This window comes from Streptomyces sp. 6-11-2, from assembly GCF_006540305.1.
Taxonomy (GTDB): domain Bacteria; phylum Actinomycetota; class Actinomycetes; order Streptomycetales; family Streptomycetaceae; genus Streptomyces.
Genome location: NZ_BJOR01000002.1, coordinates 193464 through 207347, shown reverse-complemented (window position 1 = coordinate 207347; position 13884 = coordinate 193464). Strand labels below are relative to the sequence as shown.

General features: G+C 71.4%; 13 protein-coding genes and 1 pseudogene. 8 read left to right on the top strand and 6 right to left on the bottom strand.

From position 1 onward, the window contains the following. The first annotated feature begins 23 nt into the window (after positions 1 to 23). The 4 genes from TNCT6_RS37130 (at position 24) to TNCT6_RS37115 (ending at position 3831) form a co-directional block, all read left to right on the top strand. Positions 24 to 941 carry a LysR family transcriptional regulator gene (locus TNCT6_RS37130; protein WP_141367505.1) on the top strand — a complete coding sequence of 306 codons (918 nt, stop codon included), beginning with the start codon at positions 24 to 26 and terminating at the stop codon, positions 939 to 941. 275 nt (positions 942 to 1216) lie between these two features. Next, positions 1217 to 1936, top strand: a complete 720-nt coding sequence (locus TNCT6_RS37125) for an SDR family NAD(P)-dependent oxidoreductase (RefSeq protein WP_308789494.1) — start codon at positions 1217 to 1219, stop codon at positions 1934 to 1936. Positions 1937 to 2136: 200 nt separating this feature from the next. Beyond that, positions 2137 to 3336: an MFS transporter gene (locus TNCT6_RS37120; protein ID WP_172633283.1), complete on the top strand. Its 1200-nt coding sequence runs from the start codon at positions 2137 to 2139 to the stop codon at positions 3334 to 3336. Between the two features lie 45 nt (positions 3337 to 3381). After that, a complete protein-coding gene (locus TNCT6_RS37115; RefSeq protein ID WP_141367499.1) occupies positions 3382 to 3831 on the top strand; it encodes a DUF523 domain-containing protein in 450 nt (149 codons plus the stop codon). 15 nt (positions 3832 to 3846) lie between these two features. Here the strand turns inward: TNCT6_RS37115 and TNCT6_RS41450 are convergent. The 3 genes and pseudogenes from TNCT6_RS41450 to TNCT6_RS37100 all read right to left on the bottom strand — a co-directional run. Then, a pseudogene (locus tag TNCT6_RS41450) lies at positions 3847 to 4122 on the bottom strand (aminoglycoside phosphotransferase family protein); the annotation flags it as partial. 188 nt (positions 4123 to 4310) lie between these two features. Next, entirely contained in the window at positions 4311 to 5810 is a 1500-nt protein-coding gene (locus TNCT6_RS37105; RefSeq protein ID WP_253266510.1) for an MFS transporter, read from the bottom strand. Between the two features lie 86 nt (positions 5811 to 5896). Then, positions 5897 to 6826 carry a sigma-70 family RNA polymerase sigma factor gene (locus TNCT6_RS37100; protein WP_141367497.1) on the bottom strand — a complete coding sequence of 310 codons (930 nt, stop codon included), beginning with the start codon at positions 6824 to 6826 and terminating at the stop codon, positions 5897 to 5899. Positions 6827 to 7051: 225 nt separating this feature from the next. Here TNCT6_RS37100 and TNCT6_RS37095 point away from each other — a divergent pair, with 225 nt between their 5' ends. Then, positions 7052 to 7921, top strand: coding sequence for an AraC family transcriptional regulator (locus TNCT6_RS37095; RefSeq protein ID WP_172633282.1), 870 nt, complete (start codon positions 7052 to 7054; stop codon positions 7919 to 7921). 64 nt (positions 7922 to 7985) lie between these two features. On the opposite strand, the gene TNCT6_RS37090 is transcribed toward TNCT6_RS37095, so the two are convergent. Beyond that, positions 7986 to 8750, bottom strand: a complete 765-nt coding sequence (locus TNCT6_RS37090; RefSeq protein ID WP_141367493.1) for a glucose 1-dehydrogenase — start codon at positions 8748 to 8750, stop codon at positions 7986 to 7988. Positions 8751 to 8914: 164 nt separating this feature from the next. Then, positions 8915 to 9700, bottom strand: coding sequence for an SDR family NAD(P)-dependent oxidoreductase (locus TNCT6_RS37085; protein ID WP_141367491.1), 786 nt, complete (start codon positions 9698 to 9700; stop codon positions 8915 to 8917). Positions 9701 to 9828: 128 nt separating this feature from the next. Between TNCT6_RS37085 and TNCT6_RS37080 the strand changes: the two genes are divergently transcribed. The 3 genes from TNCT6_RS37080 (at position 9829) to TNCT6_RS37070 (ending at position 12530) form a co-directional block, all read left to right on the top strand. Beyond that, positions 9829 to 10515, top strand: coding sequence for a TetR family transcriptional regulator (locus TNCT6_RS37080; RefSeq protein WP_141367489.1), 687 nt, complete (start codon positions 9829 to 9831; stop codon positions 10513 to 10515). Between the two features lie 128 nt (positions 10516 to 10643). After that, a complete protein-coding gene (locus TNCT6_RS37075) occupies positions 10644 to 11471 on the top strand; it encodes a hypothetical protein (RefSeq protein ID WP_141367487.1) in 828 nt (275 codons plus the stop codon). A gap of 150 nt (positions 11472 to 11621) precedes the next feature. Next, the gene (locus tag TNCT6_RS37070) at positions 11622 to 12530 is read left to right on the top strand and encodes a hypothetical protein (RefSeq protein ID WP_141367484.1); all 909 of its coding nucleotides are present in this window, start codon (positions 11622 to 11624) and stop codon (positions 12528 to 12530) included. Here TNCT6_RS37070 and TNCT6_RS37065 read toward each other — a convergent pair. Beyond that, the gene (locus tag TNCT6_RS37065) at positions 12511 to 13878 is read right to left on the bottom strand and encodes a sensor histidine kinase KdpD (protein ID WP_141367482.1); all 1368 of its coding nucleotides are present in this window, start codon (positions 13876 to 13878) and stop codon (positions 12511 to 12513) included. The two genes, TNCT6_RS37070 and TNCT6_RS37065, sit on opposite strands and share 20 nt — an antisense overlap. Between the last annotated feature and the right edge of the window lie 6 nt (positions 13879 to 13884).

Here is a 13884-nt window from a genome sequence, read left to right as displayed (position 1 = left end):
AGGCTGAGCTTTAGGCTGGGACAGTGCGCTATGACCTGGACGATCTGCGGCTCTTTCTCCACATCGTGACGGAGGGGTCGATCACGGCCGGCGCGGAACGGATGCACCTGAGCCTTCCTTCGGCCAGCGCCAGGGTGCGCTCGCTGGAGCACCACGCCGGCGTGGCCTTGCTGATCCGCGGGCGACGCGGCGTACGGCCCACACCGGCGGGGACGACGCTGGCACGCCACGCACGCGACGTGCTGGACCAGACCGCGCGGCTCGAAAGCGCCGTCGCCAGCTACACCCGGTCACCGGCCGCTCCCCTGACCCTGTTGGCGGGCGGATCCGCGATACACCGGCTCGTTCCCCAGGCCCTGGTCTCGTTCCTCCGCGCGCACCCGGACGTCGACGTCACGGTGTGCGAGAGCCGCACGCCGCAAACGGTGCGGCTGCTCGCCGACGGCGAGGCGGACCTGGGGGTCGTCGTCGACGACGAGGCCCGTGACTGCGGCCTGCGCATGGAGCCCCTCGGTGACGACTCCCTCGTGGTGATCGGCCAGGCCGGAGGCATCATCGCCGGCCGGACCTCACTGACCTACAGCGAGGTCGCCGAGCACCCGCTCGTCGGGCTCGACGCCGGCTCCTCGCTGCGCCGCTGGATCGAGAAGCACCTCGGGCCGCGCGCTCCGGTGGCGCGCTACCGCACCACCGTCGCCGACCTCGGCGTCCTCGTCGCCCTCGCTGCCGCAGGCGTCGGGCTCGCCGTCGTACCGCGTCGTGCCATCGACCCCGGCCGGCCGCTCACCGTGTGCGAACTGCAGGATCCCTGGGCCCGCCGCCACCATCTGCTGGCCTGGGGCGTCAAGGACCGCGCCTCGTCGCCAGCCGCCGCGGCGCTCGCCGAACACCTGCGCAACGCGGCACTGTCCGAGGGGCGCGCCGGAGACTACGGCCAGTGATCGCGATGCGCCACAGCCGACCGCACCCGGAGCCGGGAGGCCGATCGCCCACACCCGGCCGTCTGCGGCGGGAGGCGGTCTCGGACCACCTGGTGCAAGCTGCGAGAGCAGGCAGCACATCGCCGGGCACGGCGGGACGCGGCGGTGGATGCGATCCGTGAAGGGCGGTGATGAGCGTGAGGGATCCGAAGACCGGGCCGATGAGGGCTGCGGATCGGAGCGACACGTTGCCGGGCGCCGACGCCGAAGCCCCGTTGTCGGGATGCGCGGCTCTGGTGACCGGTGCGTCCAGCGGCATCGGTGCGGCGACCGCCTGGCAACTGGCCCGGCAGGGCGCGGCCGTGGCGGTCGTCGCCCGACGCACCGGGCGGCTGGAGGAACTGGCCACGAGCATCCGTGACCAGGGCGGCTCGTGCGCCGTTCTCACCGCCGACCTGGGCGATCCCGGGCAGGCACGTCAGGCCGTCGAGGACGCCGTCGGCCGCTTCGCGCGGTTGGACGTGCTGGTGAACAACGCCGGTTACGTGGCCATGGGTCCCGTCGAGGAGGGTGACCCGGCGGAGTGGGAGCGGATGGTCGACCTCAACCTCAACGCCGTCCTGCAGATGTCACGCTCGGCGTTGCCGCATCTGCTGCGGGCGGCGGCGGACGGGCCGCGTGGGACCGCCGATCTCGTGAACGTCAGCTCGGTCGCGGGCAGGGTGGCGCGAAGGAACAACGCCGTGTACTCGGCGACGAAGCACGCGGTGTGCGCGTTCAGCGAGGCCATGCGCCAGGAAGTGACCGGAAGGGGTGTGCGGGTAGGGCTGATCGAACCGGGCTTGACCGTGACCGAGATGGCGACCGGCGGCGGGCGCCTCGCCGCCCGTGACCTGCCCGAGGAATCCTGGTTGCGTGCCGAGGACATCGCCCGCGCCATCACGTTCATGATCACCCAGCCCGCGCACGCCGCGATCAACGAGATCATGGTGCGCCCGACGGCCCAGGAGCACTGACCGCCGCGCGGCGGATACCGATGCCGACGCGACGGCCGCATGTCGCATCGTTCGCCTTCGCCTCTCCTCCGCAGTGTGGGTCCGTTGTGTCGCCCTGGTGAAGGCCGTACAGTTCGGCACGTCAGCCACCGTCCAAGTAACGGTGGATCGTTGGGAGTTCGGCTCCCGGGTGGGTGGGCATGCTGGAAAGGCGTGTCCCCATGCAGGGCCCTTCCCATGTGATCCCTTCCGAGACGACCGGGCCGGTCGGCCGGGCCCGAGCGCTGGCCGCGGTGGCGGCGCTCACGTTGGCGCTGTTCGTGTACAGCAGCGTGCAGAGCCTGCCGATCGGACTGCTGCCGCAGATCGCCTCCGGGCTGAACGTGCCGGAATCGTCGGTCGGGCTGCTGGTGACCGGCTACGGGCTGGTGGTCACCGTCACCGCGGTACCGCTGACCGGGGCGACCCGGCGCCTCCCGCGCCGCCGCCTGCTCACCGCCCTGCTGATCCTCTTCGCCGCGGCCACCTCGCTGTCCGCTCTGGCACCCGGCTACGGCGTCCTGCTGGCGGCGCAGATCCTGATCGCGCTGACCCATGCGGTGCTCTTGTCGGTGATCGCGGCGACCGCCACGAACATGTTCCGCGAGGCGGTGCGCGCCAAGGTGGTCGGGGCACTGTTCAGCGGAATTCCGCTGGCGAGCGCGGTCGGTGTCCCGGCGGGGACCTGGCTGGGACAGCGGACCGAATGGCGGGTCCCGTTCCTGGTCATGAGCGCCCTCGGTCTGGTGGCCGGGGTGGCTGTCGCGCTCCTGCTGCCATCGGCCCCGGCCGGGCGGGACCCGGTGTCCATCGCCCCACGGCGCAGCCGCTCGCGCTTCGTCCTGCTGATGGCGGCCACCGGGCTGGTCGTCGCGGGCGTCTTCACCTTCTACACGTACGTCGCCGTCTTCCTCACCCGAGCCACCGGCCTGTCCTCGGACACCGTCAGCGTGGTGCTCCTGCTGAACGGTCTGGCGGGCCTGGCCGGAACCTGCGTGTCGGGTGCGCTGTCCGACCGCAACGCCAGGGCCACGATGACCGGCACGGTGGTGCTCCTGGCCGCGGCCCTGACGGTCCTCGCGGGCGCGGGCAGCCGTCCGTGGGCCGCGGTGACGGCGGTCGCCGTGCTCGGCCTGGCTCTGGCAGCCCTGCTCACCGCCCTGCAGAGCCGCATCCTGCGTATGGCTCCCCGCAGTGTCGAGGTCGCGTCCGCGGCGGGCTCCGCCACCATCAACGCCGGCATCGCCGGCGGCGCCCTCCTCGGAGGACACCTCCTGGAGGCCCCCGGCCTCCACAGCATCGCCCTGACCGGCGCCTGCCTCACTGCCGCGGGCCTTGCCGCCCTCCTTGCCGAATCAGAGCGATCGAAGCCCTCCGAGTGACTCAGCGCTCGGGCTTCGGGGGCCGCTCGCGGTTAGCCTGGCCGCGTGGAAGCAATCCTGGTCAGCGCGTGCCTGCGCGGGGTGCCGTGCCGGTTCGACGGGCGTCACAAGGGGTCCTCGGAGGTCGAGGCGGCAGTGACCGGCCGCGAAGTCGTCTCCTTCTGCCCGGAGGTCGCGGGCGGGCTCGTGACCCCGCGGCGGCCTGCGGAACTGGTGGGCGGCGACGGGTACGACGTGCTCGACGGGACGGCTCGGGTCGTCGACGACACCGGGCGTGACGTGACGGCAGAATTCGTGCACGGAGCACGACGCGCCCTGGCGGCGGCGCGGAGCGCCGGCTGCACCGAGGCTCTGTTGATGCCGCGCAGTCCCTCGTGCGGACGCGGTGTGGTCCACGACGGTTCGTTCACCGGGGAGTTGATGCCGGGAGACGGGGTCACGGCGGCGCTGCTGGAGCGGAACGGCATCGCCGTACGGCCTGCGCCAGGAGTGTGACGTCTTCTGGGAGACCAGCAGGCGCAGAACGGCCGCCTCGCGGGTCAGCAGGCCCTCCGCGTGCCGGACGAAGAAGGGCCTGACGAACGACCGCAGCACCAGCGAGCGCCGACCACCCGGCCCACAGATGTCGAGACGGCGCATCTGCGACGTCCAGCCGCCGCGCAACCGCGTGACTCCTTCGATGCGTTCGGCCTCGGACAGCCCCTTCTCCACCCAGGCGCGCGTCGCACCCCAGTCCTGGTCGTCAAGACCGGCACCGCTGGACTCGGCCCCCTGACCCGTAACCATGGTGGCAGGCTACCGATTTCGTCGACGAACGCAGGATGGGTGGGCTGTTCCCGGCTCCCGGACGGCCGTCCGTGTGTCCGGTGATGTGGGAGGAGGGCCAAGCGGCCCGGCCCTCCTCCTCGGTTGTTCCGCCGGCGCCGCGGCCGGAAGGCGTCGGGGCGTGCGTCAGGAGTGCCCGCCGGGGAACGTCAGGAGCGCGTCTTCTCCGGCTCGGTGATCCGCTCGGGGTTGGTGGGCCGGCCGGGCACCGGCAGCGGGCCGCTGCGCAGCAACGCGCCGCTGAGGACGGCGCCGAAGGCGAAGATGCCGGCGCACCACCAGAACACCCGGGTGTAGCCGTGGATCGTCGCCAGGTGGAGGAGCGCCGGCCCCGGCTTCCCCCGGGCGTAACCGGTCAGGTAGTCGGTGGTGGCGCCGGCCGCGATCGTGTTGAGCAGCGCGGTGCCGATGGCGCCGCCGAGTTGCTGGCCGGTGCTGATGGCGGCCGAGGCGATGCCCGCGTCCTGCGGCAGTACCCCGGAGGTGCCGGTGCGCAGCACGGCGGCGAAGATCAGGCCCATGGCGAGCCCGATCACCATCGTCGGTCCGAGGAGCGTCGAGACGTAGGGGGAAGCCGGCCCGATCCGGGTCAGCCAGGCCATACCGCCGGCGTTGATCAGCATGCCGGCGGAGACCAGCGGCCGCGGGCCGAAGCGCGGCATCAGCCGGATGTTGCCCACATTGCTCGCCACGGCCGTGACGGCCACCATCGGCAGCAGGGCGAGACCCGACGTGATCGCCGAGTATCCCAGGTCGGACTGCATGTAGTAGATGAGGAAGAGCAGCACGCCGAACATGCCGGCTCCGACGACCAGTGCGGCGATGTAGGAGCCGCCGCGGTTGCGGTCGAGCACGACCCGCGGCGGCAGCAGCGGGTGCTGGGCGCGGCGCTGCCAGAAGGAGAACAGCACCACCAGCACCCCGCCGGCCACGAGGAAGCCCCAGGTCGAGGGGGTGTGCCAGCTGTGCGTCGCCGCGTTGGAGAAGCCGTAGACCAGGCAGAGCATGCCGCCGGACACCACGACGACGCCGGGGACGTCCATCCGGGCGCCCGTGCGCGGCTGCCGGGTGAGCAGCGAGGAGCCGGCGATCAGCGAGAAGGCGGCGAAGACCAGATTGACGTACATGCACCAGCGCCAGTTCAGGGCGGAGGTCAGCGCGCCGCCGATGAGCAGGCCCAGGCCGCCGCCGCTGGCCGCGACCGCGCTGAAGACGCCGAACGCCTTGCCGCGCTCCTTGGGGTCGGTGAACGTGGTGGCCAGCAGCGACAGGGCGGTGGGCGCCAGCAGCGCGGCGAAGACGCCCTGGCAGGCGCGGGCGGCCACCAGCATGCCGAAACTGCCGGCGGCGCCGCCGACCGCGGAGGCGGCCGCGAAGCCGGCCAGGCCGGCGACGAACGTCTCCTTGCGCCCGATGAGGTCGGCCAGCCGGCCGCTGAACAGCAGCAGACTGCCGTAGCTCAGCGCGTACGCCGTCACGACCCACTGCTTGTCCGCGTCCGAGAAGTGCAGCGAGGTCTGCGCCGACGGCAGCGCCAGATTCATCACCGTGGCGTCGAGGGTCAGCATGAGGTAGGCGGTGCAGATGACGGCGAGGACCATCCACCGCCGTGAGTCCCCGGCCGCAGGCACGGCGCTGGGTGTGGACATGAGGTGTCTCCTACTCGCATGGGGAGGAATTCGGGCTCAGTCCGTATGACAGGCCGCGGCCGCCGGATGTGACGGGCCGCGGCGGTTCAGCACAGAACGATGTCGAGGCCGGTGAGGTCGGCCCGGACGTCGATGCCGGTGATCAGGTCGTCGGCGACGCCGAAGCGGTACACGGCCCGCGGCACGCCGTCCGGGGCGTAGGCCAGTGCGGCGGAGCCGTCCACGAGGGCGGGCACCGGGTCCCAGGAGAGCTTGGCGAAGGCGCGGGCGACGGCGTCGGAGCCGCGGATCTCCGCTGCCGCGTCCCTCCCCGTGGCCGCGCCCATCCGTACGACCGCCCGGTCGGAGCGGAGCACGATGTCCGGGGCGAGCATGGCCAGCAGCGCCTCGAAGTCGCCCTCGCGGGAAGCGGTGAGGAAAGCGCGGATGAGATCGGCCTTGCCGGCCTGGTGGGTGTCGGCGTTCTCGCCCTGTGCCGGCCCGGCCTTCGGGCCTGCGCCCGTTGCGCCCGGGTCGACGCCCTGCCGCTGGATGCGGCGGCGGGCACGGCTGGCCAGTTGGCGGGCGGCGGCCGGAGTACGGTCCACGATCGGCGCGATCTCCTCGAAGGGCACCGCGAACATGTCGTGCAGCACGAACGCCAGCCGCTCGGCGGGCGTGAGCGTGTCGAGGATGAGGAGCATGGCGGTGCCGACCGACTCGGCGAGCAGCGCCTCCCGTTCCGGGTCGACCGGCGTGTCCAGGCGGGGCGAGCCGCCGGTCTCGGGGGCGTCCACCAGTTCCTCGCGGCGCGACGTGCGGGACTGGAGCATGTTCAACGACACGCGGGCCACGATGGTGGTCAGCCAGCCGCTCATGTTCTCCACCGCGGCGGCGTCCGAGCGGCTGGCCCGGAGCCAGGTCTCCTGGACGGCGTCGTCCGCCTCGGCCGACGAGCCGAGCATCCGGTACGCCACCGCGCGCAGGCGGGGGCGGTCGGTCTCGAATCGAGCGGCCAGCCAATCGTGTTCGTGCATCGGGTCACGCTCTCCCCACGGGTGCCTCGGATGTCTGACGGGCCGGAGCCCATCCATGTGACGCCCGAGGACCGGAAACTGTGACGTGCCCGGGACGGCCGTACCCGCCCGGCGGCATGAGCGCGCGTCAGCCTCGCTCCGGTCCGGACGCCCGATCGGACCGGATCGCAGCGGTCGGATGCGGCCGGGATGCCTCTGCCAGGGTTGATGTCGAAAGGAGGCCCCGTGATCTCAGCACTGAACCGGCTTGCCGATCTCGTCGAGGAGCACCTCGCCGAGGAGCTCGACGTCCACGGACTGGCCAGGACACTCGGCACGACCGAGTACCACCTGCGCCGGATGTTCTCGTCGTTGGCGGGCATGCCGCTGTCGGAGTACGTGCGCCGGCGCCGTATGACCGTCGCCGCCGCCGACGTCGTCCGGGGCGAGGACGATCTGCTGAGCATCGCCGTCCGGCACGGATACGGATCGACCGAGGCGTTCGGACGCGCGTTCCGGGCGGTCCACGGCGCCACCCCCCGTGACGTGCGCCGCGCAGGAGGCCCCCTGCGCGCTCAACCGCAGCTCAGGTTCCGCCTGACCGTCGAAGGGAACATCCCCATGGACACCCGCCTCGTCGACCGCCCCGCGTTCCGGCTGGTCGGACACGCCGCCCGGGTCCCGCTCATCCACCAGGGCGTCAACCCGCACATCCAGCAGCACATCGCCGCACTGCCGCCGCAGGAGCATCTCAGGCTGAAGGCCCTCAGCGAGACCGAACCGGGGGGCCTGCTCCAAGTCTGCGACGATCTGGCCCCCGACGGCGCGGAGGGCAGCGAACTGACCTACCTGCACGGGGTCGCCGTCTCCCGGGACACGCCGGCCCCCGACGACCTCGACGCCATCGAGGTACCGGCCGGCAGGTGGGCGATCTTCCGCAGCTCCGGACCGTATCCGCGGACGCTCCGGACGACCTGGGCCGCGACCGCGACCGAATGGTTTCCCTCCAACCCGTGGCGTCTGCGGCCAGGTCCCTCGATCGTCACGGTCCTCGAGCGCGCGGACGACTTCAGCACCGCGACCTGCGAGCTGTGGCTGCCCGTCGAACCCGCGTGACGGATCTCCCGTACCACCGGCGGCGGCCGCACCATGGAGTGTCACGTCTCGCCGGCAGTGGTCCTCACTGCCCCATGACGTACTTGACGGTCGGTCCGGTGGTCCAGCCGCCGTCCACCGCCAGCTCCGCGCCCGTGACGTAGGACGCGGCGTCCGAGAGGAGGAACACCACGGCACCCGCGATCTCGGACGGCTCGCCGACCCGGCCCATGGGCGTGTTCGGGTACTTGCCCTCACCCGGCTCGATGCCGACGGATGCGGTCATCGGGGTGTAGGTCATGCCGGGGTGCACCGAGTTCACCCGGATGCGGGCCGTGCCCAGTTCCACCGCGCCGATCTTCGTCAGTCCCCGCACACCCCACTTGGAGGCGCCGTAGCCGGCCGTCAGCGCGAGGCCCATCAGACCCGCGGCGGAGGAGATGTTGACGATCGAACCGCCACCGTTCTCCTTCATCGCGGGGATCACGGTCTTCATGCCGATGAAGACACCGGTGAGGTTGATGTCGAGCACCTTGCGGAAGTGCTCCACGGACTCGGCCTCGAGGAGCTGTCCGGTCGAGATTCCGGCGTTGTTGACGAGGCCGTGGATCCCGCCGAACTCGGCGACCGTGAAGTCCGCGACCCGCTGCCAGCCCTCCTCGGAGGTGACGTCGTGGTGCAGGAAACGGGCGTTGGCACCGAGTTCGGCGGCGGTGGCCCTGCCTTCGTCGTCCAGCACATCGGTGATCACCACATTGGCTCCGGCCGCGATCGCCTGACGGGCCGCTTCGGCCCCGAGGCCGCGGGCTCCGCCGGTGATGATCACGCTCTTGCCGGTCAGGTCGTTCATGGTGCGCTCCTTCGTTGTTGTCGTCCGTGCGGTGTGGGCGTCGGCGGAAGGGGCCGCGGCGGAAGGGGCCGCGGCTCCCCGGGATCGGCGGCGGACAGCGCCGTCCTCGGGTGCCGCAGCCGTACGTCCTCAGTGGGCGGCCCCGAGCCGCCGCCGGGCCGTCCTCAGAAGTGGGTGCCGCCGTCGATGCGGACCTCGGTGCCGGTGATGAAGCTGCCGTCGTCGGAGCCGAGCATCGCGACCACGGACGCCACCGTCTCCGGACCGGCGAAACCCTGGCCGAGCGCCGGCGAGAGCTTCATGAACAGGCTCATGTCGGCATCCTCGGGCAGCCCCGGTCCCGTGCTCTGCTTGCTGGCGCCGCTGCCGTCGGTCATGCCGGAGGAGATGGAGCCGGGCTGGACGGCGGTGAAGCGGATGCCCTGCTTCGCGTACTCGCCGGCCAGCGCGTGCGTCATGGACTGGATGCCGCCCTTGCTCGCCGCATACGCGGCCATGTAGGGGTGCGCGAACATGGCGGAGGTCGAACTGAAGTTGACGACCGCCGCACCCCGGCCCTCCAGCAGCGCCGGGATGGACTCGCGGATCATGAGGAAGGTGCCGACGAGGTTGACCTGCAGGATGCGGGTGAAGTCCTCGAGGCTCGTCTCGTGGGTGTGCGAGGAGCGCAGGATCCCGGCCGCGTTGACCAGCACGTCCAGACCGCCGAGCGCGGTGACGGCGGCGGCGACCCCGGCGCGTACCGAGGCCTCGTCGGATATGTCGATGACGAGCGTCGTGAGGCGGTCCGCGTGGGCGCCGGCCCTCTCGACGGTGTCGTTCAGACCTCGCTCGCTGACGTCCGCGGCCACGACGGCGCCGCCCTCCGCAAGGATGCGCAGCACGGTGGCCTGGCCGATGCCCGAGCCACCACCGGTGATCAGGACTCGACGGCCTTCGTAGCGGTTCATCTGTTCTCCAAACCGGCCCCGCGGGTGTCCGGCCAGGGCCCTGTGACGCCGGCTCTCTCTCGCCTTCGGCGTCCTCGATCGACCTACACGTTACGCCTAGGTGGCACGTTTTGCCACTACGTCAATACATGCCAAAGGCATGCCGCGGACCGTATCCTTGTGCGGTGAGCACTCATGCCTCCCCCTCCTTGACCGAGCGCCGCAAGGCCGCCACGCAGCTCGAGATCGCGCACGCGGCGATGGAGCTGTTCGCCACGCGAGGCCCCCAGGGCACGACGGCCGAGGAGATCGCTCGGCGCGCGGGGATCGCGCTGCGGACCTTCTACCGGTATTTCCGCTCCAAGGAAGACGCCGTGAGCCCGCTGCTCGCGAACGGCGGCGACCGCTGGCGGGCGCTCCTCGAGGCCACGGAGCCGGGGACGCCACTCCCCCGGGCGCTGAGGTCCGCCGTCGAGCAGGCGCTGCACCCGCCGGACGAGGAGGCCACCCAGGCGCTGCTGCGCACGCGCGGGCTCCTGCGGGCCGCGGCGGAGGACCCCGCGCTGCGGGCGGTCTGGTACCGGGTCAACCAGGAATCCGAGGAGCGGCTCGTCCCGGTGATCGCGCGGCTCTCGGGCGGGCACGCCGAGGACCTGGAGGTACGGCTCACCGCGGCCGCCGCCACCGACGCGATCCGGATCGCCCTGGAGACATGGGCGGGCACGGAGGCCGGAGTCGAGGGACCCGGCTCCCCCGTCGACCTCGCGGTCCGGTGCCTGCGCCAATTCGGCCACGCGGCAGGATCGTTGGGGTCGGGGGACGAGGGCGCCCGGTAACGGGCCGGGGGACGCGGGCGCCCGGTGACGAGTTCGCGCGTGGTCGGCGGTGAAACAGGCCACGCCCGAAAGCCCCGGCGCGACGCGTAAAGGAAGCGTTCAGGGAATCGGTGGCACGGTCTGGCCACATGACCTACGAAGCCTCCGAAACCACTGCGGCACCGGCGGTCGGCCTCGGCCACCGGATGCGCTGGAACAAGGTGCCCGAAGTCACCGTCTACTTCTGGATCATCAAGGTGCTGTGCACGACGGTCGGTGAGACCGCGGCGGACCTGCTGAACGAGAAGGCCGGCCTCGGGCTGACCGGAGTGTCGGTTCTGATGAGCGCCCTGCTGGCCGTGGTGCTGGTGGCGCAGTTCCGCACCCGCACCTACCGCGCGGGCGTGTACTGGCTCGCCGTGGCCCTGATCAGCGTCGTCGGCACGTTGATCAGCGACAACCTCACCGACAACATGGGAGTGCCGCTGGAGACGAGCACCACGGTGTTCGCCGTCGCCCTCGCGGTCGTGTTCGCCGTCTGGTACCGACGTGAGCGGACCCTGTCCATCCACCACGTCGACACCACCAGCCGCGAGTCCTTCTACTGGCTGGCCGTGCTTTTCACCTTCGCCCTCGGCACCTCCGCCGGCGACCTCGTCTCGGAGCGGATGAATCTCGGCTACTGGCTCTCCGCCGCGCTGTTCGCCCTCGCGATCGCCGCGGTTGCCGTGGCCCACTTCGCGCTCGGCCTGAACGCCGTGTGGAGTTTCTGGATCGCCTACATCCTGACCCGTCCGCTGGGTGCCTCGATCGGCGACTATCTCTCGCAGCCGAGCGCGGACGGCGGTCTCGGGCTGGGCACCGTCGTGACCAGCGCGCTCTTCCTGATGGTGATCCTCGGTCTGGTGGTCTACCTGTCGGCGACGCGCAGGGACGTGATCGATCCGGAGCGGAATGCGCGACAGATGACCACCTGAAAGCGGCAGAGCGGGGCGTTCAGGTTGTTTTCAGGATGTTCCTGCCATCGTGGGTGAGCCGGCCGTTTCCTCGCGGCCGGCTCACCCTGACAAGGCGCTCGTCCCTCCGGCACGGGCGCCCCGCTGTTGGACGGACAGGAGCATCGGACGATGGAGCGACCCGAAGTCCTCACCGACCTCGACGTCGCGGGCACGCACCGCCCGGCTGCCGGTACGGCGAAGTCGGTGATGAAGAAGCTGCCCGAGGTCACCCTCGCGTTCTGGATCATGAAGATCGCGGCGACCACCCTGGGGGAGACGGCCGGGGACCTCTTCGCGCAGACCCTGAAGCTGGGCTACTTCCTCACCACGATCGCCCTGTTCCTGGTCTTCGTGGTGACCCTGGTCGTCCAGCTGGGATCACGCCGCTACAACCCGTTCTTCTACTGGACCGTGATCCTGTCGACCAGCATGGCCGGCACCACGATGTCCGACTTCATGAACCGCGACGCCAGCGCGAAGTACCTTTCGGGCGGTGCCACGTCGCTCGGCTGGGGGCCGCAGGGCCTCGGACTCGGATACCCGGCGGGCGCGGCGATCCTCATCTCTCTCCTGCTGGTCATCTTCGCCGTCTGGAAGCTGTCCGGGATGACGTTCCAGATCCGCGACATCGTCACCTTTCGGGGTGAGGCGTTGTTCTGGTCGGCGATCCTCGTCTCCAACACGCTCGGCACCTCGATGGGCGACTTCCTCTCGGACAGCTCCGGACTCGGCTACGCCGGTGGCGCGCTGCTCGTCACCGGCGCCCTGGCCGTCCTGGTGGCGCTGATGAAGGTGCCCGCGGTACCGAACGTGCTTCTGTTCTGGATCGCGTTCGTCCTCACCCGCCCGCTGGGCGCCACCGCGGGGGACTTCCTCACCAAGCCGGTCGCCAAGGGCGGTCTGGACCTGGGTACGGCGGGTTCGTCGGCGGTGCTGCTGGCGATCCTGTTCGGCCTGATGGCCTGGGCCCAGGTGCGCGAGCGCAGGACCACCGCCTCGGCGACCGGGGCGGAAACGGTCAGCCGGTCGGCACGCTGACCGTGAACCGCGCCCCGGGCACGTGTTCGGGGTCGTGGGACACCTCGCCGCCGACGGCACGGGCAAGGCGCCGGGCCAGTGGCAGTCCCAGTCCCGCGCCGTCGTGCCCGTCGGCATGGTCGGCGCGCCGTCCGGGCTGGAAGAGCTCGGCCACGAAGGCCGCGGGTACGCCGGGGCCGTCGTCGATGACGTCGATGCGTACGGCCGCGGGTCCGCGGCGCACGACGACGGTCACGCTGGAGTGCGCGTACCGAGCGGCATTGGCCAGCAGCGGACTGACGATCCGCTCCAGCAGGGCGGGTGCGATCCCCGCCTTCGGGTCCGGATCGGCCGACTCGACGGTGGCCCTCACCCCCTGCGGTGTTCCGAGCCGCTGGATCAAGCCACGCAGAACGGACACGACGTCCACGGTGCCGGGGAGCTCCGAGGGATTCACGGCGTTTTCGCGGGCCTCGTTCAGCAGGGTGTCGCAGATGGTGAGCATGGACTGCGCGGCCTCGTCCATCACCTCATGGGTGGCTCGGGTCTCGGCGGCCGAGCGCGGCCGGGACCGCCACCAGTCGAGCTCGATGATGATGCGGCTGAGCGGGGTGCGCAGTTCGTGGGACAGCTCCGCGGTCAGCTGTCGCTCGTGGCGCAGCACCGCCCGTATGCGGTCCAGCAGCGCGTCCAGCGAGGCACCGAGCCGGGCGAGTTCGGCGGGCCGCTCCGCTACGCCGAAGCGGTCGTCGGAGGCCACGGCGCTCCACTGGGTGGCCTGGTCGGTCATCGTACGCACCGGACGCAGCGCTCTGCCGACGGCCAGGCGCGTCAGCGCGTAGGTGCACGCGAGCATGACGGCGTCCAGGGTCAGTGACGCCAGGAGCAGGGTGTCGGCCGAACTTCGGTAGGGGGCGAGGTTCAGCGCAGTGACCACAATGGCGGCGGCGTGGCGGCCGGGGACCGGCTGGGAGCACAGCCGGACGTTCTCGGCGGGGACGGTCGCGCAGGCGACCCTTCCCACGGCCGCGAGCTGTACGGCGGCTCTGGTCAGGGCGCTGTGGGCCGTGGTGGCGGGCGGCTGTTCGAGCAGCCGTGTCCCGGCGTAGATCCACACGTTCGTGTCGAGCAGCTGGTCGTTGGCGGTTTCCACGACGCGCACCCGGGGGCCACTGGTGTCGACGGTCGTGGCGACGGCGGCGGCCCGGGTCCGCAGCTCGTCGTCCGCCTGGTGCTGGAGGTGCCGGCTCGTCGCGGCGTTGAAGGCCACGGTCAGGACCGTCATCAGGAGCGCGGCGGTGGTCAGGGCCACGAGCGAGAGCCGGCCACGCAGCGTGCGCGGAGCCAGACGGCGCAGCAGCCGTTTCATGACAGC

Excerpts from the sequence above, each read along its gene's own strand:
- TNCT6_RS37070 (WP_141367484.1), top strand. The coding sequence starts at position 11,622 with ATGGAGCGACCCGAAGTCCTCACCGACCTCGACGTCGCGGGCACGCAC.
- TNCT6_RS37120 (WP_172633283.1), top strand. The coding sequence starts at position 2,137 with ATGCAGGGCCCTTCCCATGTGATCCCTTCCGAGACGACCGGGCCGGTC.
- TNCT6_RS37065 (WP_141367482.1), bottom strand. The coding sequence starts at position 13,878 with ATGAAACGGCTGCTGCGCCGTCTGGCTCCGCGCACGCTGCGTGGCCGG.
- TNCT6_RS37090 (WP_141367493.1), bottom strand. The coding sequence starts at position 8,750 with ATGAACGACCTGACCGGCAAGAGCGTGATCATCACCGGCGGAGCCCGC.
- TNCT6_RS37100 (WP_141367497.1), bottom strand. The coding sequence starts at position 6,826 with ATGCACGAACACGATTGGCTGGCCGCTCGATTCGAGACCGACCGCCCC.
- TNCT6_RS37075 (WP_141367487.1), top strand. The coding sequence starts at position 10,644 with ATGACCTACGAAGCCTCCGAAACCACTGCGGCACCGGCGGTCGGCCTC.
- TNCT6_RS37080 (WP_141367489.1), top strand. The coding sequence starts at position 9,829 with ATGCCAAAGGCATGCCGCGGACCGTATCCTTGTGCGGTGAGCACTCAT.
- TNCT6_RS37105 (WP_253266510.1), bottom strand. The coding sequence starts at position 5,810 with ATGTCCACACCCAGCGCCGTGCCTGCGGCCGGGGACTCACGGCGGTGG.
- TNCT6_RS37085 (WP_141367491.1), bottom strand. The coding sequence starts at position 9,700 with ATGAACCGCTACGAAGGCCGTCGAGTCCTGATCACCGGTGGTGGCTCG.